This is a genomic window from Micromonospora solifontis, assembly GCF_003725545.1.
Taxonomy (GTDB): Bacteria; Actinomycetota; Actinomycetes; order Mycobacteriales; family Micromonosporaceae; genus Micromonospora; species Micromonospora solifontis.
On record NZ_RJLN01000092.1, the window covers coordinates 1 to 18,812 of the forward strand.

17 protein-coding genes are annotated in these 18,812 nt (G+C 69.3%); 16 read left to right on the forward strand and 1 reads right to left on the reverse strand.

The features are described 5' to 3' along the window. Window positions 1-170: 170 nt before the first annotated feature. From EFE23_RS23445 to EFE23_RS23525, 15 genes are all read left to right on the forward strand, one after another. Window positions 171-410 (forward strand): hypothetical protein, encoded by a 240-nt coding sequence (locus EFE23_RS23445; RefSeq protein WP_123243092.1) that lies wholly within the window; start codon window positions 171-173, stop codon window positions 408-410. Window positions 411-494: 84 nt separating this feature from the next. Further along, a complete protein-coding gene (locus EFE23_RS23450) occupies window positions 495-785 on the forward strand; it encodes a hypothetical protein (RefSeq protein WP_123243093.1) in 291 nt (96 codons plus the stop codon). 136 nt (window positions 786-921) lie between these two features. After that, entirely contained in the window at window positions 922-1,941 is a 1,020-nt protein-coding gene (locus EFE23_RS28285) for a DUF2637 domain-containing protein (protein ID WP_158675907.1), read from the forward strand. A 12-nt stretch (window positions 1,942-1,953) separates the two neighbouring features. Beyond that, window positions 1,954-2,343 carry a hypothetical protein gene (locus EFE23_RS23470; protein WP_123243094.1) on the forward strand — a complete coding sequence of 130 codons (390 nt, stop codon included), beginning with the start codon at window positions 1,954-1,956 and terminating at the stop codon, window positions 2,341-2,343. A gap of 326 nt (window positions 2,344-2,669) precedes the next feature. Then, window positions 2,670-3,635, forward strand: a complete 966-nt coding sequence (locus EFE23_RS23475; protein WP_123243095.1) for a recombinase family protein — start codon at window positions 2,670-2,672, stop codon at window positions 3,633-3,635. A gap of 235 nt (window positions 3,636-3,870) precedes the next feature. Beyond that, the gene (locus EFE23_RS23480; protein WP_123243096.1) at window positions 3,871-4,104 is read left to right on the forward strand and encodes a hypothetical protein; all 234 of its coding nucleotides are present in this window, start codon (window positions 3,871-3,873) and stop codon (window positions 4,102-4,104) included. Between the two features lie 100 nt (window positions 4,105-4,204). Next, window positions 4,205-5,293: a ParB/RepB/Spo0J family partition protein gene (locus EFE23_RS23485; protein WP_158675908.1), complete on the forward strand. Its 1,089-nt coding sequence runs from the start codon at window positions 4,205-4,207 to the stop codon at window positions 5,291-5,293. Between the two features lie 133 nt (window positions 5,294-5,426). After that, complete coding sequence (locus EFE23_RS23490; protein ID WP_123243098.1) at window positions 5,427-5,606, forward strand: hypothetical protein; 180 nt, start codon at window positions 5,427-5,429, stop codon at window positions 5,604-5,606. A 416-nt stretch (window positions 5,607-6,022) separates the two neighbouring features. Next, window positions 6,023-6,505: a hypothetical protein gene (locus tag EFE23_RS23500; protein WP_123243100.1), complete on the forward strand. Its 483-nt coding sequence runs from the start codon at window positions 6,023-6,025 to the stop codon at window positions 6,503-6,505. Continuing rightward, entirely contained in the window at window positions 6,505-6,774 is a 270-nt protein-coding gene (locus tag EFE23_RS23505; protein WP_123243101.1) for a hypothetical protein, read from the forward strand. Before EFE23_RS23500 ends, EFE23_RS23505 begins: the two co-directional genes overlap by 1 nt. Before the next feature lie 3 nt (window positions 6,775-6,777). Then, window positions 6,778-6,924 carry a DUF6011 domain-containing protein gene (locus tag EFE23_RS28290; RefSeq protein WP_158675909.1) on the forward strand — a complete coding sequence of 49 codons (147 nt, stop codon included), beginning with the start codon at window positions 6,778-6,780 and terminating at the stop codon, window positions 6,922-6,924. After that, window positions 6,921-7,187, forward strand: coding sequence for a hypothetical protein (locus EFE23_RS23510; protein WP_091331518.1), 267 nt, complete (start codon window positions 6,921-6,923; stop codon window positions 7,185-7,187). Before EFE23_RS28290 ends, EFE23_RS23510 begins: the two co-directional genes overlap by 4 nt. Next, a complete protein-coding gene (locus EFE23_RS23515) occupies window positions 7,177-7,599 on the forward strand; it encodes a hypothetical protein (RefSeq protein WP_123243102.1) in 423 nt (140 codons plus the stop codon). Before EFE23_RS23510 ends, EFE23_RS23515 begins: the two co-directional genes overlap by 11 nt. Window positions 7,600-7,615: 16 nt before the next feature. Further along, on the forward strand, window positions 7,616-8,107 hold the full coding sequence (locus tag EFE23_RS23520; RefSeq protein ID WP_123243103.1) for a hypothetical protein: 492 nt from the start codon (window positions 7,616-7,618) through the stop codon (window positions 8,105-8,107). Window positions 8,108-8,595: 488 nt separating this feature from the next. Beyond that, on the forward strand, window positions 8,596-9,327 hold the full coding sequence (locus tag EFE23_RS23525) for a tyrosine-type recombinase/integrase (protein ID WP_123243104.1): 732 nt from the start codon (window positions 8,596-8,598) through the stop codon (window positions 9,325-9,327). 173 nt (window positions 9,328-9,500) lie between these two features. Here the strand turns inward: EFE23_RS23525 and EFE23_RS23530 are convergent, their stop codons facing one another. Beyond that, window positions 9,501-10,856, reverse strand: a complete 1,356-nt coding sequence (locus EFE23_RS23530; RefSeq protein ID WP_123243105.1) for a serine hydrolase domain-containing protein — start codon at window positions 10,854-10,856, stop codon at window positions 9,501-9,503. A 356-nt stretch (window positions 10,857-11,212) separates the two neighbouring features. On the opposite strand from EFE23_RS23530, the gene EFE23_RS23535 reads away from it, so the two are divergent. Next, window positions 11,213-18,706 (forward strand): LamG-like jellyroll fold domain-containing protein, encoded by a 7,494-nt coding sequence (locus tag EFE23_RS23535; RefSeq protein ID WP_148058512.1) that lies wholly within the window; start codon window positions 11,213-11,215, stop codon window positions 18,704-18,706. Window positions 18,707-18,812 lie beyond the last annotated feature (106 nt).

Genomic DNA, 18,812 nt, shown 5'->3' on the forward strand with positions numbered 1-18,812 from the left:
GAGGCGGCGGCCGAGCTGGACGCGCGGCGGCTGGGGGAGCGGCCCGAGTCGCGGCCTGCGTGACCCGCTACACGGCCCGGAGCGTACATAAAACTTGTACGCGAGACTGTCGTCCGCATACAATGAAGTTGTACTTTCTGCCACCCATCATGCCTGTTAGGAGAGCTGAGATGCTGAGCTACGAGGAGATCCTGGAGCGCGCCCTGATGGTCGCCATGGAGGGTCTGGACCTGGAGATGGCGGCCGAGTCGGCCGGCGACGAGCCGCTGACCGACGACGACAACGAGCCGGTCGAGGTGCGCGAGATCCAGACGCTGGCCGACGCGGGCTTCATGACGCGGGACAACGGGGTCGTGATCCGGCTGACCGACGGCCGCGAGTACACCCTCACCCTCAACCAGTACCGCTGACCGAGCCGGCGGGCGCGCCTCGAGCGCGCCCGCCTTCTTCGTGCCCGACCCGACCTGACCTGACCCTGACCTGAGGAGAGAGACATGAGCGACCTGATCTGCACCGAGCGCCTGGTGATCCCGACCTTCAACGCCGAGTTCGTGCCCGAGGAGGACCACGGCCCGTGCGCGGGCGTCGCGGTCGCCCGCGTGGTGATCGAGCACGACGGCGAGAAGTGCGGGGACGGCGGGCTGTGCCTGTTCGACCCGGCCGAGGGCCTGGAGCTGGACCCGTGGCGGCAGGAGCGCCTGCTGTGCGCCGACCACCTGTACGAGCACGAGCGGGCGGTGGCCGAGCGCGGCGAGCTGGTGGGGGAGACGCTGACCCGCCTGTGACACCGAGGAGAGCCGCCCGGGATCCCCGGGCGGCCTCGACCTGTTGGAGGGGAAACCGATGGAGAGCAAGACGGTGCCGGTCGTGCCGGCACTGCCGACCGGCGGCCGTGCCGCCGAGGCCGCCGGGTAGGCCGGCGTGGTTCACGTGGAGAAGGTCGACGTGCCGGAGCGGCCGAGCAAGGGCGCGTGGGTGTCGGTGTGGCTGGCGTTCGGTGCCGGCATCGCGGCATCGCTGGCGGCGAACATCGCGCACGCCGGTGCCGGAGGCGTCGCCCGTGCCGTCGCCGGTTGGGCGCCGCTGGCGCTGCTGCTGTGCTCGGAGGTGATGACGCGGGTGCCGGCACCGCGGCACAAGTGGCTGCGGCGGGTGCAGGTCGTCAGCACGGTGATCGTCGCCGGGGTCGCGGCGCTGGCCAGCTACCGGCACATGAAGGGCCTGGCCCTGGAGTACGGCGAGGACGGCCTGACGGCGAGCACCCTGCCGCTGTCCGTCGACGGCCTGGTGGTCGTGGCGTCGATCGGGCTGGTGGTGCTGTCGCAGCAGCGGCGCGAGGCGGAAGCGGCCGAGCGTGCCTCCGCCCTGGCCCGTGCCGCCGAGCAGGAGGCGTTTCTGGCTGCCGTCGCCGCGGCCCCGGTGCCGCCCCCGGTGCCGGTGCCGCCGGCCGCCGTGCCGGTGCCCGAGCCCGTGCCGATGCCGCTGCCGGAGCCGAGTGCCGCCGAGCCCGAGCCGGCGCCGGTGCAGGACCCCGAGGCGGTGCCGCCCGTGCCGGAGCCGGAGCCCGTGCCGGTGCCGCCGGACCCGGAGCCGGTGCCGAAGCCGGCGCGGGTGCCGCTGCCGTCGCTGGAGGTGGTGGTGCCGCCGGAGCCGTGGCCCGCACGGCGGCCGGTGCCGCCGCCGGACCCGGACCCGGTGCCGCCGGACGGTGCCGACGAGAACGCGGCGGCGCGGAAGGTGTGGCGGGACTCGCTGGCGGCCGGGGAGCCGCTGACGGGCAAGGCGCTCGGCGACCGCTTCAAGCGGAGCGAGCGGTGGGGCCGGAACCGGATTACGGAGGCCCGGAAGGAGCTCCAGGCCGAGCAGGATGCCGGCGGGGACGTCGCTGGCGAAACCGACCAGCAGGACGCCCGGGTGCCGGTCGGCGCCGGGGTCGAGTAGGAGGAGAGACAGATGGTGTCGATGGCGATGATCGCGGCCGAGCGGGCGGCGCAGTGGGACGACAGCCCGTACGCCTGGGTGATTACCCGGGACCGGGCCCACGAGCTGCGCGGCGGTGAATCGGAGATCGGGACGGCCGGGCCGAAGAAGGCGACGGACGAGACGGTCGAGCGGGCCCGGACCGAGGGCCGGCCGTGGCGGATGCTCGACGAGGGCGACGTCGACTGCGACCAGGCCGACGTCGACGCGGACGAGCGCGGCGTGGTGTACGAGGGGCTGATCTGGACGGCGGGGGAGCCGGGCGGCGAGGAGGACTTCGGGCCGCTGTACGACTTCGGGACGCCGAACTACGGCTGCGTCGAGATCCAGTACCGCGAGGGCGACCGCTGGGTTTCGCTGTAGTGGCGATCCGTCCGGTCGCAGTGGTTAAATGTGACCGGCTTCGTCTCAGGGAGTCGCTCGGATCGCGGGGCCGGTCAGCAGAGCCGTCGGGGGACAGCGCAATCTGACCGGCCCGGTAACGAGCAGAGGGCCCGGCACCCATGTCAGGGGGTGCCGGGCCCTTTCGTGTCGGGGTTGCGTCGTCGGGGTAGGGGGGTACGGTGTCCGGGACGCGACAGTTACGCGTTGGTAACTCCTATGCGCGTGTACGTAGCACGGTGCTATGGGGCACTGCTAGCTTATAGGCCGGTCGAGTTCAGGCCGGCCTTTCGTGTGGGGGTCAGACGGTGCGGTGCTACGGGTACGACGAGACGGGCAGACAGATCATCGACGCCGAGGCGACGGTGATCCGTGAGGTCGTGAAGCGGGTCCTCGACGGGGACAGTATGCGGTCTGTCGTCGCGGACCTGCGGGCTCGCGAGGTCGCGACGTCCGCCGGGCGGCCCTGGACCCAGCAGTCGCTGTCGCGGCTGCTGCGCAACCCGCGGCTGGCGGGGCTGAAGACGTACCTCGGCGAGGTTGTCGGCGACGCCCCGTGGCCGGCGATCATCGACCGGGACACGCACCAGCAGCTGCTGGCGCTGCTCGACGCCCCGGAGCGCAAGCAGCCGCACGCGACGAACCAGCGGAAGTACCTGCTGTCCGGCGGGTTCCTGGTGTGCGGGTATCCGCTGCCGGACGAGACGGGGACCGGCACGAACATTGACGGGAAGCCGCTGTATACGCAGCCGAGCAACAGCGGCAAGCGCGGGTACGTGTGCCGGGCCGGCAGCCCTAGCTACGGGTGTGGGCGCATCCGGATCGCGGCGGAGAGCCTGGAGGAGGAGGTCGCCGCCCGGGCCCTGGCACGGCTGGCGTCGCCGAAGATCCGGGCGCGGCTGGAGCGCGCAGTCGGCTCGGCGAAGGACGGCGCGGCGACGATGGAACGGGTGCTCCAGGCGATCGACGACCGGCTGGCCGAGGCGGGGCAGGCGTACGCGCGGCGGGAGATCAGCCTGGTGACGCTGACGGCGATCGAGGCCGAAGCGAAGCGCGAGCAGAAGCAGGTCCGCGAGCGCATTGCCCAGGCGGCGCGGTTGCAGGCGCTGCCGGCGACGACGCCGGAGGGCCTGTCCGAGTGGTGGGTCGACGCCCCGCTGGAGCGGCGCCGCGAACTGCTGGCTCTCGTCCTGGACCGGATCATCGTGAAGCCGGCGACCCGGGCCGGTGCGTCGCAGCTCGACCTCGACCGGCTGGAGTTCGTGTGGAAGTAGTGGAGTGATACTGCTCCACAACGGACTATCGGCGCGAAGGCGTCCTATGTAACCAGAATTCGGGAATCTTCTTTCACTGTGGACAGTGGATCTGTTGCGCTGCGTTTCGGCGTGCCTATGATCCTCTTCGTTCGATCTTTCAATGGCCCTGCTCAAGTCGCCCGCCCTATGGGGTCACAGTGGGATGGCTAGTGCATCGAGACGGACGGGGAGCTGCACGTTGCATCGCAAGCGCATGATCGAGATCCACAAGCTGGCGGAGCGGATCGAGGCCGAGCTGGCATCCGGCCGGGCGGACGACGCCGACCTCAGCGACGAGCAGGTGGAGAAGGTCGCAGAGGTGCTACGGCCGGCGCCGGTCGAGCTGCCCAGCATTGCCCGTCGGGTGGTGCGCCGCAGCGCGGGCTACGTGGCCGCCGGCCCCCTGGCCCCGACGCTCCTCGCCTCTCTGGCCTGCGCTGTTGCGTGATGTGCTCCACGGTCACCCGTACATAGATTATTGACGCCAAGATCGTTTTTCGACTACAATGAATGTGTACGTCTGGTACTCGTTCACTGTGGAGGAAACGATGACTGCGACTGCTACCGCGAAGCGGCCGGCGAAGGGCAACAAGGGGCCGGTGGTGCGGACCATCCCGGTCGCCAAGATCGAGGCAGACCCGGACCAGCCGCGCAAGCAGTTCACCGAGGAGGAGCTGGCCGAGCTGGCGGCATCGATGCAGAAGCTCGGCCAACTCCAGCCGGTCGCCGTGCGCAAGACGGCGAAGGCGGGCCAGTATCGCCTGGTCGTCGGCGAGCGGCGCTGGCGGGCCGCCCAGCAGGGCGGCATCGAGGAGCTGCACGCGATGGTGTGGGAGATGGACGACGAGGCGGCGTTCATCGCGCAGGTGGCGGAGAACGTCAACCGGCAGGACATGACGCCGATGGAGGAGGCCGCCGCCTACCAGCGCCTCGCGCAGGCCGGCTGGGAGACGGAGCGGATCGCCGAGCTGTTCGGCAAGAGCCAGCCGTACATCGGGTGGCGGATCGACCTGCTCGGGCTGATCGACGACGCGAAGCAGCTCGTCGCCAAGGGGCAGCTGCAGGTGGGCGTCGCCTGGTACGTGTGCCGGCTGTCGGCCGACCAGCAGCGGCGGTTCCTGGTGAAGTGGGCGCGGGGTGAGTTCAGGTCGGCGCGGGACGCCGAGGAGTTCGCGAAGGCGTGCAAGTTGGCTGAGGAGCAGGCGGGGTTCTTCCAGATCGACGAGGAAGAGCACAGCGAGGAGAAGCAGGCGGAGGTCGTCGCCAAGCGGAAGAAGGTGGTCAGCAAGATCGACCGCCTGGCGGCGGCCGGCGAGATCCTGGCCGAGCTGGCGGCGATGGACGCGGAGGAGCTGGCAAAGGTCCTCGCGGGCGCCGACGGCGGCGTGGCGGCGTACCGGCAGCGGGTCGACCACCTGCGGACGGCGGCGGGGAAGGTGTCGGCGAAGCTGCGCAAGGCGCAGGCCCTGGCGGCGTCGGTGACGGTGGAGCTGGACCCGGAGGCTGTGGTGCAGGTGTCGGCCGCGGTCGTCGACGTGACGTCGGTAGGTCCGATCAAGGTGGACCCGAACTGCACCTGGGAGGGCCACGACAACGCGGTCGACGAGGCGGGGTTCTGCCCGGTGTGCCAGCACTGAGCTGAGCGGCCGGTGACAGTGGACGCCCCGGGGGTTGACCCGCGGGGCGTCCCGCGTTCCGGCGATACCTGTGCGGGCGCAGTGGGAGTGCGTATGCTCCGGGCGTGGACGGCTGTTCGCGTGGAGCGCCCTAATGCCGGTCGTCGGGCCGATCGACCTACCGCCGTGCGGGGTCTGCCGGCGCGGCCGGGTCCGCGTGCGTCGCGGCGACCGGGACCCGGTGGTGTTGTGCCTGGCCTGCGACGGCGGGCCGCTGGTGGACAAGGCTCGCGCGGTGCTCTCCGACGACCAGCGGCGGGCGTTGAACCTGTGAGGCGGCCTCGCTGTGCCCGCAGCGTATACGGTCGCAGTTTGACCGCACGTGCTCTGTCCAATACAATGTTTATGTACAACCCGGCTGTTGGAGGCGATCGGTGCGAGGCGAGTGGTCACGGTCCTGTGGGCGTGGCCGCTGCCGTCCGGGTCGGCCCGCCTGCGGCAGTCGATGCGTCGAGCGCAGGCAGAGCTGTACCGGCAGGCGCGGATGCTGAACGCGGTCCCGCTCGGACCGGCGACCTTCCGGGTCGCCCGACGCGCGGTGTTCGACACCCACGCCGGTCCGGCGCTCGTCGCGGAAGTCAGGGCAGCGAAGCTGCCGGAGCAACCGAACGGAGAGGGGACAACTGTGCCCGCAAGCTATACGGCCGCAATGCTCGACTGCGGCCACGTGTCCGTTAGGGGTGAGGCGCGATGAGCCTCACCGCCCAGCAGGAAGAGCAGGCCCGGCAGGTGAAGGCGGCCCTGCCGGGCTACCTGGCGGTGCGGGAGATGGCGGCCGCCGTGCTCCTCGCAGCCGGGAAGGACATCGGGCTGCGTCTGGACGAGCGCGACGCCCGCGACCTGGCCGAGGCCGTGGTCGACGCGATCCACAAGGGCGCCGAGGTGCGCGGGATCGCGTTCGCCTGCGACGTCGCCGACATGGAGCTGGCCGCCCACCACCGGTACCTGCTCCCGCGGGCGAAGGCGGAGGCCGAGGCCGGCGACCCGCTGGCCCGCCGGGTCCTGCACGACCTGGAGAAGTACGTCGAGGGCGCGGCAAAGCTGCGTGACGAGCTGGTCGAGCGGCTGGCCCGGGTCGGCGGGCAGTGGATGGCCGAGCGACAGAAAGTCGTCGCGGTGGTGCCGATGCCGGCCCCGGACAAGGGCCAGCACCGGGCGAAGGCTGCGGCGTAGTGGCCGACGAGCCGCAGACGGCGCGGGACCGGGCGTTGGCCCGGGCCCGCGCCACCCGGCGCGAGACGGGGGCCGAGCCGCCGCCGCGCCGGGGTCGGCCGATGGGGACCCGGCCGCCGGCGGACGCCCCGCCGGTCGACGACCGGGTAGCGACCCTGGCCACGAGGTACCTCGTCGACGGCTACAGCGCCGACGAGGTGGCCGAACGGCTCGGGGTCGACCGCAGATGGTGCCGGGGGATCGCCGCCCGGCTGCGAGGAGGGAGGTAGCCGATGACCGACCAGGTGGCGGCCAGCCCCGACGAGGAGCCCGTGGAGTGCGAGGACTGCGGACGTCCGTTGCGGACGCCGCGGGCCCGCGCCGAGCGGGTCGGACCGAAGTGCCGCCGCAAGCGGCTAGCGATGGGAGGAGCAGCGTGAGCGTGATCCTGAGGCACGAGGGCGGGATCTACGTGCCGATGGTGGAGGCGACGGCGAAGATGCCGCTGCCACCGCTGCCGGACAGCCAGCGAGCCGACGCCGGGAACGGCGAGCCGATCGAGTGGCTGGAGCTGCTGACCGTCCACGGTCCGCCGTCGGTGGTCGCGTCCGCGCTGGACGCGCTGGGCGCTCACCTGGACGAGCTGGTCCCGTTGATCGGGAAGCTCTACGACGACCACGAAGAGCCTCAACATGGAGGTTGAGTTGCAGCTGTTCACGAACCGCTACCAGCGGTTCAGGCCCGACCAGGGCGCGCCCGTCCGGACGACGGTCGGGAAGCCCCGGTTCCAGTTGCCGTACGACGTCGCCGGGTTCGCCCGGCTCCTTGCGCCGACGTACGGGATGCTGCGGATGCAGGAGGGGCCGTACCGGCTCATCTACCTGGAGCGGCTGGAGGCCGCGGGGGTGGATCTGATCTCAGAGCAACTGGCGGAGATCGCGGACGCGGCCAGCAGTGACCGCCTGGTCCTGCTCTGCTTCTGCGACCTGAACGTGCCACCGCCGGACAACTGGTGCCATCGGCGCATGTTCGCCGCGTGGTGGGAAGACCAGACCGGCAACGAAGTACGCGAGCTGGACCGGCGGCGCGAAACGCCGGCGGCGACCTTGTTCTGACGACGAAGGAGTTCACGTGGAACTGACTCTTGACCGACCGGAGGCGAGCGTGCCGCTCGACTTCGACACGGCGCTCCAGCCCGGCGAGTCCGGGTACTTCTCCGGGGAGTGGCTGGAGTACACGCACGACGGCGGCCGCCGGTTCGAGTCGGCGTACGCCGGCACGCTGGTCCGCCGGTGGAACGGCTGGGCGGTGTGGTCCTGCAACCGCGAGGTCGCCGCGGCGATCGTGACCGACCAGGAGATGTCCCGGCGGCACAACCGGGTGCTGCTGGCGCACTCCGGGCTGTCCGGCGACAAGCTGGAGCGGTACCTGGACCAGGACGTGCCACCGATGCGCTGGGACGGCGACGCGATTGTGGTCGACCGGAAGGCGCTCGGCGAGGAGGACCTGCGCATCGAGCCGGACAAGCACGGCCGGTACGTGGTGATGGGCGGCCACTGGATGTGGGAAGAGGTGCCGGTCGACGCGGCCGACACGGTGCATGGGGTCGCTGAGCGACCGTAGCCGTACAGCTGGGGGCCGGTCCGCTGGGCCGGCCCCCTTCGCGTCGGCAAGATCGACGGTGATCCCGGCGGGATCACGGCGAGGAACAGAGGGCTACAAGCGGCCACAATGGAGCACGAGTAGACACAGGCTGAGCAGGCCGGATACCATTGGCGCAGGTCAGAGGTCCGCAGCCTGGGGGTTCAAGTCCCCCCTCGGACACTCCCGCGTAGCATCCGTGCGACGTTGGACGTACAGGTGGTCAAGCATGCTTGACCACCTGTTTTCACTCTCTGTTACCGCCGTTGGTGGCAGCCTCGTCGTTCGGCGAGGTGGGTCATGACAGACCGGCCGATCGATTCGGTGATCCCGGCGGTGGTTCCGTCAGGTGGGCGCAAGATCCGCGGTGACTTGGGTGCCGCGATGAAGCGACCGCCTCTGCCGCTGGCGCGACTGGCTCCTACTCGTGACAGCAGCACGGTGTATGGGCTGGCGACTCTTGATGTGCCATGCGCTGCATCTACCGGCACGCGGTCATGGATGGCCTGATCCGAGAGGCCGACAACCCCGCCGCCCGGGTCGCCAAGCCCCGCCGGCTGGCCAGCACCCGCCGCGCCCTCCCAGCGGCGCAGCTTGCCGCGATCAGCCACATCGCCGTCACCACCGGCAACGACCCACACCTGGACAGCCTGCTGATCCGACTGCACCTGGAGACCGCCTGCCGCCGCGGCGGGGCGCTGGCGCTGCGCCCGCGAGACCTCGATCCAGACCAATGCCTCATCTACCTGCGGGAGAAAGGCGGCACGTCCCGTTGGCAGCCGGTCTCACCAACGCTGATGCGGCACCTGGTGACGCATCACGCCGAGCGGGGCGACGACGACCGCAACGGGAGCCTGCTGCGCTACCACAGCGGTCGGCCTTTGACCTACCGCCGCTACGACCACCTGTGGCACCGCATCGGCACCCACCTGCCCTGGGTCGCGGCGCAACAGGTCAGCACCCACTGGCTACGCCACACCACCCTGACCTGGGTCGAACGCACCTGCAGCTACGCCGTGGCCCGCGCCTACGCCGGACACAGCGGCAAGAACGACGCCGGCACCACCATGACCTACGTCCGCGCCGAAGTCCAAGAAGTCGCCGCTGCCCTGGCCACGCTCACCGGCGAGCCGCACCCTCTGGCCGGCCCCGACACCAGCACACACAATCGTCCACCCACGGAGGATTCTGCTTCCGCTTGAATCCCACCACTCTGGGCGGCTCGTGCCTCCCCAACGGTGTGTCGGGTGTCGCCGCTCATGTTCTGTTGTTCGCCGGTGAGACGTCATGATCGCTGCCAGGCGGTCGAGCAGCGGCTGCCTGGCCGTGGGCTGCTGAAACTGATGACGAAGCGGTGGGTTCGGCGGGCGTGGCGTTAGGCGAAGGTGTTTGCCACGGCGATGCGGACCGGGTCGGGGTTGGCCCAGCTCCAGTTCGGGTGGGCCCGGTTGGTGAGCAGCACCAGCACGGCGCGCCGGCGGCGGTCGACCAGCAGTGAGGTGCCGGTGAATCCTGTGTGCCCGAATGTGGTGGGCGCGGCCAGCCGGCCCATGAACCACGGCTGGTTCAGCACCACCCCGAGGCCGTGGTCGGAGGTGCGCCGGGGACGTTCTGGGTCGACTGCGGGCAGCCCGGAGTTGGCGTTGCGCAGCATCCGAGCGACGGTGCTTTCGGCGAGGATCCGCTTCCCGCGGTAGGTCCCGCCGTCGAGCATTAACTGCCCGACGACTGCCACCTCCTCGGCGGTGCTGAAGATCCCGGCGTGCCCCGCGACACCGCCGAGGCGGTTGGCGACGTCGTCGTGCACCACGCCCCGCAGTAGTCCCCGGGAGGACCGGGCGTCGGTGGCCACCAGGAGGTTGGCGCGGTCCGCCGCGCTGAGCCAGGTGTTCGGGTTGAATCCGGTGTGGCGTAGCCCGAGCGGGATGGTCAGGCCCGTCCGTAGGGCCTGGTCGAGGCGCTGTCCGGTTACCTTTTCGACGAGCTTGCCGACGACCATCAGGCCCACGCTGGAGTAGCGGAATACCTTGCCTGGCACCGCTCCGGTGACCAGTGGCGTCGCCAGCACCGCACGCCAGCGTTCGGCCAGGGTTGTGTAGCCGGTCACCTTCGCCCCGACGGGTAGGCCGCTGGTGTGTGTCAGCAGCATCGCCACCGTGACGGCGGACTTACCGGTGCCGGTGAACTCGGGGAGGTAGTGCACCACTGGCGCGTCGAGGTCGATTCGGCCCTTGTCGACCTGTTGTAGCGCAAGGATCGCGGTGTAGACCTTGGTGAGCGAGGCGAGGTCGAAGATGGAGTCTGGGCGCATCGCGACGCGTTTCGCGGCGGGCAGCAGCACCGGGCCGGCTCCGTAACGCAGGGCTTCCCCGACGGCGAGATGGGCGGTCGGTTTGCCGTCGCTGAGCGCCAATGCCACCGCTCCGGCGTATGTGGGGTGCTTCGGGTTCTCCTTGGTCGGCTGGAGGTAACGGTGAAGGACCGTCGCCAACAGTCTCGGCCGGGCGGCTGAGGGGGTTGTTGTGCCCTCGGTCGACGCGAGTCCAGCGCCCGGCCGGGCAGACGCCGCAGCGCCCTGGTTGCTGCCCGGCGCGTCGAGGCGGGGGGAGGGTACGTTCCAGGCGCCGGCCCGTGCGGCGGGCGGGTTCTCCCGGCAGCCGGTCAGACCGATTGCGGTAGCGAGCCCGAGTCCAAGGACCGACCGGCGGCGAATCGACACGGGTGGGATCATCGCATCATGTTTCTATGAGGGGCCAACGACATCGATCGGCGCCGTAACCGCAGAGGGAGGCCTGGGTTGTGAGAAACCCAACCCAGGATGAGCCTTGGCGGTCACTGCCGGACGAGTCATCCGTTCACGACAGCGGGCGTGGGTCCCGCCCCTGTGCCCATGACCTGCAGACGACGGCGAAAGGGGACGGCGCAGATCCGGTATGGCCGGCTCGCATCATTTGTGCGCTTTGGCCGCCAACGGCTCGACCATTAGCCCGCGATCTCACCTCTGTCAATATCTGGAACTCGCCGTAGGCGCGGCTGTACGCTCCGTTCGCCTCGCAGGGAGGCTTGTTTCACACGGGGGAGGACGCCGTGCCCTGGCATCGGTGGCGATCACGCGTATTCATCACTCTGGCGGGCAACGAGTGGGCCGGCTGGGCTCGACGGCTGGCGATCCTGATGGCGGTCGTCCTCGTGGCGACCATGTCGGACGTACCCGCCCGGCCGCTGCGAGGCGCTGCGGCGGCTGCGGCACCGAAGCCGGCGGCGAAGCCGAGGTGTCCGGACGACCGCGCGGACGAGGTGTCGGCCGCCATCGCCGCCCGGCTCTGCGGGTCGCGGGTGGAGGTGGCGAACCGGCGCACCGAGTCCACCCAGCTCTTCGCCAACCCGGACGGCACGCTGACCCAGGAGCAGTCCCTGGCCCCGGTACGGGTACGGCAGGGCGACAAGTGGGTGCCGGTCGACCTGACGCTTGAGCGCCGGGCCGACGGGTCGGTGGCACCCAAGGCGCATCCGCGTGATCTCTCGTTCGCTGGCGCCAGCGACGCGGCCGGTGAGCACGAGGTCGTCTCGGTGGGCGTCGGCGCGGAACGGGCGGGGCTGGCGTGGTCTGGGCCGCTCCCGGAGCCGGTGCTCGATGACCGGACGATCACCTATCCGGACGTACGGCCGGGGGTGGACCTGGTGTTCCGGGCTCACGCGACCGGTTACGAGCAGTACTTCGTGGTCAAGGATCGGGCTGGTCTGGCGCAGGTGCGGAAGCTGACGTTGCCGCTGCGGACCGGCAAGCTGACCGCGGTCGGCGACGGTATGGGCGGCCTGGTGCTGAAGGACGCCAAGGGCCGGCAGGTCGGCCGGGCGCAGACCCCGTTGATGTGGGACGCCGCGGTGTCACCGCAGTCCGGGGAGCACGTCAACCATGGCTCCGTCGGGCTGCGCACGGTCGCGCGGGGTGGGCGTACGGTCATGGAGTTGACCCCGGATGCGGCGTTCCTGGCCCGGACGGACCTGGCCTTCCCGGTCACCATCGATCCGCCGACGTCGCTGTCGCCGTCGTTTGACGCGTTCGTGCAGACCGGCTACACCAGCGACCAGTCGGGCTCGGTGGACCTGAAACTTGGATACGCCAACGACGGTGGGTCGTGGACGGCCCGGTCGTATCTGCGGTTTAACACCACCGGCTTTGCCGGCAGCCGGGTCATCACGGCCAAGCTGCGGCTGTGGAACTACCACTCGTGGTCGTGCACCGCCGCCGGTTGGGAGGCGTGGCGCACCGACTACGTCGACTCGTCGGTGCGTTGGACGGACCAGCCGACCGCGCGCGCCAAGGTGGGCAGCTCCACCGAAACCCGGGGCTACAGCTCGTCCTGCGGTGACGGCTACGTTTACATCGAGGTCGGCGGGGCGCTGCAGTACGCGGCGGATACCAGCGCGAGCAGCGCGAGCGTGATGCTGCGCGCCACGTCGGAGACGTCGACCTCCGGCTGGAAGCGGTTCGACTCCGCGGAGGGCGCGCACCCGCCGCTGGTGTCGATCACGTACAACAGCGCCCCGTCGGTGCCGTCGTCGCTCGCGGTAGCGCCCTGCTACACCGCCTGCGGTTCCGGCGCCCGGACCTCGTCGTTGCGCCCGACGCTGTCGGCGAAGCTGGCCGACGCCAATGCCGGGCAGACCCTGCAGGCCGAGTTCGTCATCCGCAACAAGGCCACCCTGGCCACCGTCTCCTCCTCCGGTCTGCGCTCGGGGAGCCCGGCCTGGACCAACGGATCCACCGCCTCGTGGCAGGTGCCGGTCGACTTGGTCAACGACACTCAGTATGAGTGGCAGGTCCGGGCCAAGGACCCATACGCCTACGGTGCCTGGTCGGCCTGGACCCCGCTGACCGTGGACACCACGAAGCCGGGCGTGCCGTTCGTCTCGGCGACGATCTACCTCAACGATGGCCAGCCGCACGGCGGCGCCAGCCAGCCGGACACCTTCACGTTCACCCCCGCGTCGGGCACCACCGACCTCGCCGCGTTCGTCTACAAGTTCGACTACGACAGCACCGCCACCACCGTCGCCGCGACCGGCACCAAGACGGTTACGCTCAGCCCTCGCGACGGCCACCGCACCCTGACCGTGCAGGCCAAGGACTCGGCCGGCAACCTGTCCGACCCCAACCTGTACGTCTTCGACGCGGGCAACGCCGCGCTGGCCGAGCCGCTGCCGGGCGCGACGATCGTCAAGCGCACCAAGCTGCGGATCACCACCCCGGTCACCGGGTACACCCGGGCGTACTTCGAGTACCGGCGCGGGCCAGGTGGGGCGACCCTACCGGTGCCATCGGTGAACCTGACCTCCGCCACCGGTGCACCGATCACGGCGACGGCGGCAAGCCCGGTCGCGCTGTCCTCGCTCGGTGGCTACGCGATATGGAACGCCACCGACACACTGGGATTGGTCGGCGGCGTGGTCGAGGTACGGGCACAGATCTACACCTCCACCGGCGCCACCCCCGCCTACACCACCCCGTGGGTGCGGGTGAATGTCGATTCCAGCGGCAGTGCAGCGGCAGGTGACGACGTTGGCCCTGGATCGGTGAACCTCCTTACCGGCAACTACTCGCTGTCGGCCACGGACGTCGACGCGCTGAGCCTGTCGGTTACCCGGTCGTCGGCGTCACGCAATCCGGCGGACGGCTACCAGCGGATGGCTGAGCTGCTCACCGCGAACCAGCAGCAGGTTTCCACCGATCTGGCCGGCTTCACCGTGCCCACGACCTCTTCCGCGGTCCGCTCTACTGCTAGAGGCCAGGGGGAGACGACCCCAGTGGACTCACTGGAGATCACACCAGTCACCACCACCAGCAATGACACCTATGTCGCGGTCGGCGGCGACAACGGTGGGATGCGGCTGGGCATGGTCGCGGGACGCACGTACCGGGCGACGGGCTGGATCTACGTGCCGGCCGCGACCGGCCTGGTGCCCGCGCACACTGTGCGTGGCCTGCGGATCGTCGGCTTCTACAAGGTGGGCAGCAGCTACTTCGAGGTCCAGTCGGCGATGGCCGGGTACACCGACGGCTGGCAGGAACTGTCCGTCGACATGACGGTGCCGGCCGGGGCGAGTGAGGCGTTCTTCCGTCTCTACAACGGTATGCAGGGCGGCTCCGGCCGCAAGGTTTACTGGGACAACCTGTCCTTGACAGAGATCGTCGCTCCGTTCGGCCCGTCGTGGACCGGCGGCATGACCGGTGGCGCAGCTGGCGCTGCCTACACCACCCTTGCCCTGCCGGAGCCCTCGCTCGCTGAGGTGACTACCGTCGACGGCGGTTGGATCACCTTCGCCAAGAACGCCGACGGAGTCAGCTTCACCCCGGAACCGGGTGCTGAAGGACTGGTTCTGGAGAAGGTCGGCACCACCTCCTACCGTCTGTCTGACTCGGACGGCACAGTCACCGAGTTCACTCCCCATGGCGGGCTCTGGGCCGCAACGTCGTCTTGGACCAGCGAATCCAATACCACGTCACGGTATGTCTACGACACAACCGGAAGCCGGTTGCTGCTCAAGAAGGTGATCAACCCGGTCGAGCCAGGCGTAGACGACACGAACCACTGCACCACGGCCACCCCCGCTCGCGGCTGCGAGGTCCTGGAGTACGAGTACGCCACAGCCACCACCCCGGGATTGAGCCAGACCGTGTTCGGTGATTACACCGACCGAGTCTCCGCCGTGAAGTTGTGGGCCTGGGCTCCGGCGATCTCCGCGATGACTGCCACCGTGGTGGCCAGGTACGCCTACGACAACCAGGGCCAGCTCCGCGAGGTATGGGACCCGCGAATCAGTCCTGAGCTGAAGACCATCTACGAGTATTCGGGCGGCCGGGTCAGCAAGGTCACGCCGCCTGGTCAGCTGCCGTGGAACTTCGACTACGGCAACCCGGATGTCGACTCGGCCGCCCTGCGCTGGGATCTCAACGAGGGAAGCGGCACCGCGGTGGCCGACTCCTCGGGCAGCGGGCGTAACGGGACGATGGCCACCGGGGTGAGCTGGGGGCAGGGCAACGACCCGGAGAACCCGGGCGACCGGGCGGCGGCGTTCACCGGCGGCACTGGGCAGCAGATCAGCGTCGCCGGCACCGCGCTCTCCAACACCTCCTCCTACACGGTTGCAGCGTGGGTGCGGATCAAGGACAAGTCCGTCAACCGGACCGCCGTGTCCAAGGACGGCTCGCGGACCAGCGGGTTCTTCCTCAACTACGTGGCCGCCCTGGACAAGTTCGCCTTCTCTCGGGTCACGTCGGACAGTGACAGTGCCACTCCGGTCCGTGCCCTCGCCAACACCACTGCCGTGGCCGGGCAGTGGACCCATCTGGCCGGTGTCTACGACACGGCCAGCGGGAAGATGAAGCTGTACGTCAACGGCGTGCTGCAGACCACCACCGCGGCGACCGGCGGCTGGAACGCCACCGGCAACTATGTGATCGGCCGGGCCAAGTGGGCCGGCGCCGCCACCAACGTCTGGGACGGCGAGATCGACGACGTCCGCATCTACGGCAGCGCTCTCAACGACGACCAGGTCACCGACCTGGCCGGCGACGAGAACGCCGGCCGGTTGCTGAGGGTCCGCAGAGCGGGCCTGCAGCAGGGGTCGAAGACCGTCACCGATGGGGAAACGGCCGCCAACATCGTCTACAACGTTCCCCTGACCAAGGCTGCCGGCGGCCCGCACGACCTGAACGCAGCGGCGATCTCCACCTGGGGCCAGGTCGACCTGCCCACCGACGCGACCGCGATCTTCGGCCCGGAAGACAACCCCAGCCGCAACAGCGCCACCCCCACCGGGCCTGGCACCAATGGCTACCAGTACGCCCTGGTGCACTACCTGGGGGCCGGGGGCAAGGAGGTCAATACCGCCACCCCCGGCGATCACATCGACACTCAGGAGTACGACCGGTTCGGCAATCCTGTCCGGACCTTGGAGGCCACCAACCGGGAACTGGCCTTGGGTACGCTTCCCGGCGCGGCCGGCTACCTGGAAGAACTCGGTCTCGCCAACTCGGACACGGCAAGCCGCGCCCTCGCTCTGTCGACCGTGAAGACCTACAGCACCGACGGAATCGACCTCGTCGACACCCTCGGGCCCACCTCGACGGTGGTACTGAAGGACGCGGCCCCTGACCCGGATGACACTGGACCTCTGGAGGCGATTCCTGCAGGCGCCACCGTCATCGGCCGCCAGCACGTGGTGGTCACCCACGACGAGGCCAAGCCGGACGGCGCGACCTACCACCTCGCCACCAGCGAAAGGAAGGGCGTCCAGATCGTCGGCTACGCCGACGCGGACGTCCAAGTCACCCGCACCGGGTACGACAGCGTGAACGGGGGCACCTCCGGGTGGGTGCTGCGCAAACCCACCACTCGTGTGATAGATGCCGTCACAAACGGAGCGAACCTCACCTCCACCACTGTCTACGACGCCGCTGGCCGGGTACTCAAGACCTTCGGTATCGACTCAACGGGCACCGACGCGCGAGCCCAGGAGACCATCTACTACACCGCTGGTACCAACAGTCAGGACAGCGCCTGCGGCAACCGGCCGGAGTGGGCGGGCAACGAGTGCCTGACCAGAGCCATCGGTTCGGTGACAGGCCACGACCCTAATCGCATGACGAGCGAGCTCCCCGTCCGTCGGATCACCTCGTACGACACCTTCGGCGGCGAGGCCCAGATCACCGAGACGGCCGGCGGCGAAACCCGCACCGTCGTCATCGACTACGACCCAGCCGGTCGCTCCACCGGCAAGACCGTCACGGCGTCGCAGGGTAGCGCCATCGACCAGGTCACTACCGCCTACAGCCCGACCACCGGCGCGATCACCACGACCACGGTGGGCGGCGCCACGATCACCCGAGAGTACGACGACCTCGGCCGCCTCGTTAGCTACACCGACGCCGACGGCGGCACCACCACCACCGAATTCGACCGAATCGGCAAGACAGTGAAGGTGGCCGACCCCACCGGCTACTCGACCTTCACCTACGACCGTGCGGCGGAGCCGCGCGGTATGGCGACCAGCGTTACCGACAACATCGCGGGAACCTTCTCGGCGAAATACTCGCCGGACGGTCACCTCACAGAGATGAAATACCCGGGCGGAATCACCCGCACGGACCGGCTGAACGCCAACCTCGAAGCGGCGGAGCGCACCTACACCCGCGACTCGGACGGCACGCTCATCTACTCCGAGTCCATGGCGGAAAACAGCTTCGGACAGTGGACCAACCACAGCTACACGGGCGGCAGCAAGAACTACCGCTACGACCGCCTCGGCAGACTGACCCGGGTCCAGCACGACAGCGCGATGACCGCGGGCTGCGTCACCCGGACGTACTCCTACGACAACCGTGCCAATCGAACCGGCAGCTCGCAGTTCGATCCAGCGGCCGACGGATCGTGCGATGAGAGCTCTCCCACCGAGCAGGTCACCCACACCTACGACACCGCCGACCGACTAACCGACGCCGGTTACATCTACGACGCCTTCGGTCGCACGACAGCAACCCCGGATGGCCTCACCAACAGCTACTTCGTCAACGACCTCGTCCAAGGACAGCAGATCGGCGACGCGCGGCAAACCTGGACGCTGGACCCGATGCAGCGGTTCCGTGCCTTCACTGCACAGACGCAGGTGGACGGAAGTTGGATCACCTCCTCGACCAGGATCAATCATTACGGCAACGACTCCGACGTGCCCCGATGGATTGTCGAGGACGCCACGAGCGGAACCATCGTCCGCAATGTGGCAGGCCCGGACGGAGACCTGGCCGCAATCACCTCCGGGACAGGCGACGTTCGCCTTGCGCTGACGAACCTGCACGGGGACATCTCGGTCACGATCGACGCGGCGCTCGTCGAGCCCGAGTTCTTCGACTACGAGGAGTTCGGCACCCCGGTCCGCGGGCAGGCCGACCAACGTTACGGGTGGCTGGGCGGCAAGCAGCGCTCCGGCGAGGCACTCGGCGGTGTGATCCTCATGGGCGTCCGCCTCTACAGTCCGTCACTGGGTCGATTCCTCCAGGTCGATCCGGTGCAGGGAGGTAGCTGCAACCCGTACGACTACGTCTGCGCGGACCCGGTCAACGAGACCGACCTCTCTGGGAAGTGCCCGCCGTGTGCGGCTGCTGCGCTCGCCGTGGACATCATCGTCGGCGCCCTGCTACTCGCGCTTGTCTATGCCGTGTTGCGCTGCGTCATCAGCGGCTGTGGCGTCGCGCCCGCTGTCCGGAGTATTCCCTTCCCGAACATCAAGTCGCCCAGTTTCAGGAGATTCCGTCTGACGAAATACATCGTCTATCAGATCTCATTCTGGAAGGGTGGTAAGTGGCGCACCTGGAAGTACGGCATCTCAAGGGTAGGCACATCGCGGCCGTCGAGTCAGATCGCTCGATGCCAACTGAGCATGGGAGCGAGATGTCGGTATGTGGTGCGAAACCGGGTCACTGGTTGGTACACGGCCCGAACCCTGGAAGCCAGCTACATCCTGGCGTACTACACACGGCACGGACACTGCCCACCGGGCCAGTACAGGAGTTGTCGCTAACCGACGGCGAGTCTACGGAGAACTACATATTCGGTAACACGATCTCCATGTAGCAGAGACGCCCGTGCCGCTCTTGCCATCATCGGAAGGCAGGAGCGGCCCGGGC

Bases quoted from the DNA above. Each gene is read 5' to 3' on its own strand.
- EFE23_RS23450 (WP_123243093.1), top strand. From the start codon at position 495: ATGAGCGACCTGATCTGCACCGAGCGCCTGGTGATCCCGACCTTCAAC.
- EFE23_RS23500 (WP_123243100.1), top strand. From the start codon at position 6,023: ATGAGCCTCACCGCCCAGCAGGAAGAGCAGGCCCGGCAGGTGAAGGCG.
- EFE23_RS23515 (WP_123243102.1), top strand. From the start codon at position 7,177: ATGGAGGTTGAGTTGCAGCTGTTCACGAACCGCTACCAGCGGTTCAGG.
- EFE23_RS23480 (WP_123243096.1), top strand. From the start codon at position 3,871: ATGATCGAGATCCACAAGCTGGCGGAGCGGATCGAGGCCGAGCTGGCA.
- EFE23_RS28290 (WP_158675909.1), top strand. From the start codon at position 6,778: ATGACCGACCAGGTGGCGGCCAGCCCCGACGAGGAGCCCGTGGAGTGC.
- EFE23_RS23470 (WP_123243094.1), top strand. From the start codon at position 1,954: ATGGTGTCGATGGCGATGATCGCGGCCGAGCGGGCGGCGCAGTGGGAC.
- EFE23_RS23485 (WP_158675908.1), top strand. From the start codon at position 4,205: ATGACTGCGACTGCTACCGCGAAGCGGCCGGCGAAGGGCAACAAGGGG.
- EFE23_RS23490 (WP_123243098.1), top strand. From the start codon at position 5,427: ATGCCGGTCGTCGGGCCGATCGACCTACCGCCGTGCGGGGTCTGCCGG.
- EFE23_RS23525 (WP_123243104.1), top strand. From the start codon at position 8,596: ATGCGCTGCATCTACCGGCACGCGGTCATGGATGGCCTGATCCGAGAG.
- EFE23_RS23445 (WP_123243092.1), top strand. From the start codon at position 171: ATGCTGAGCTACGAGGAGATCCTGGAGCGCGCCCTGATGGTCGCCATG.
- EFE23_RS23530 (WP_123243105.1), bottom strand. From the start codon at position 10,856: ATGATCCCACCCGTGTCGATTCGCCGCCGGTCGGTCCTTGGACTCGGG.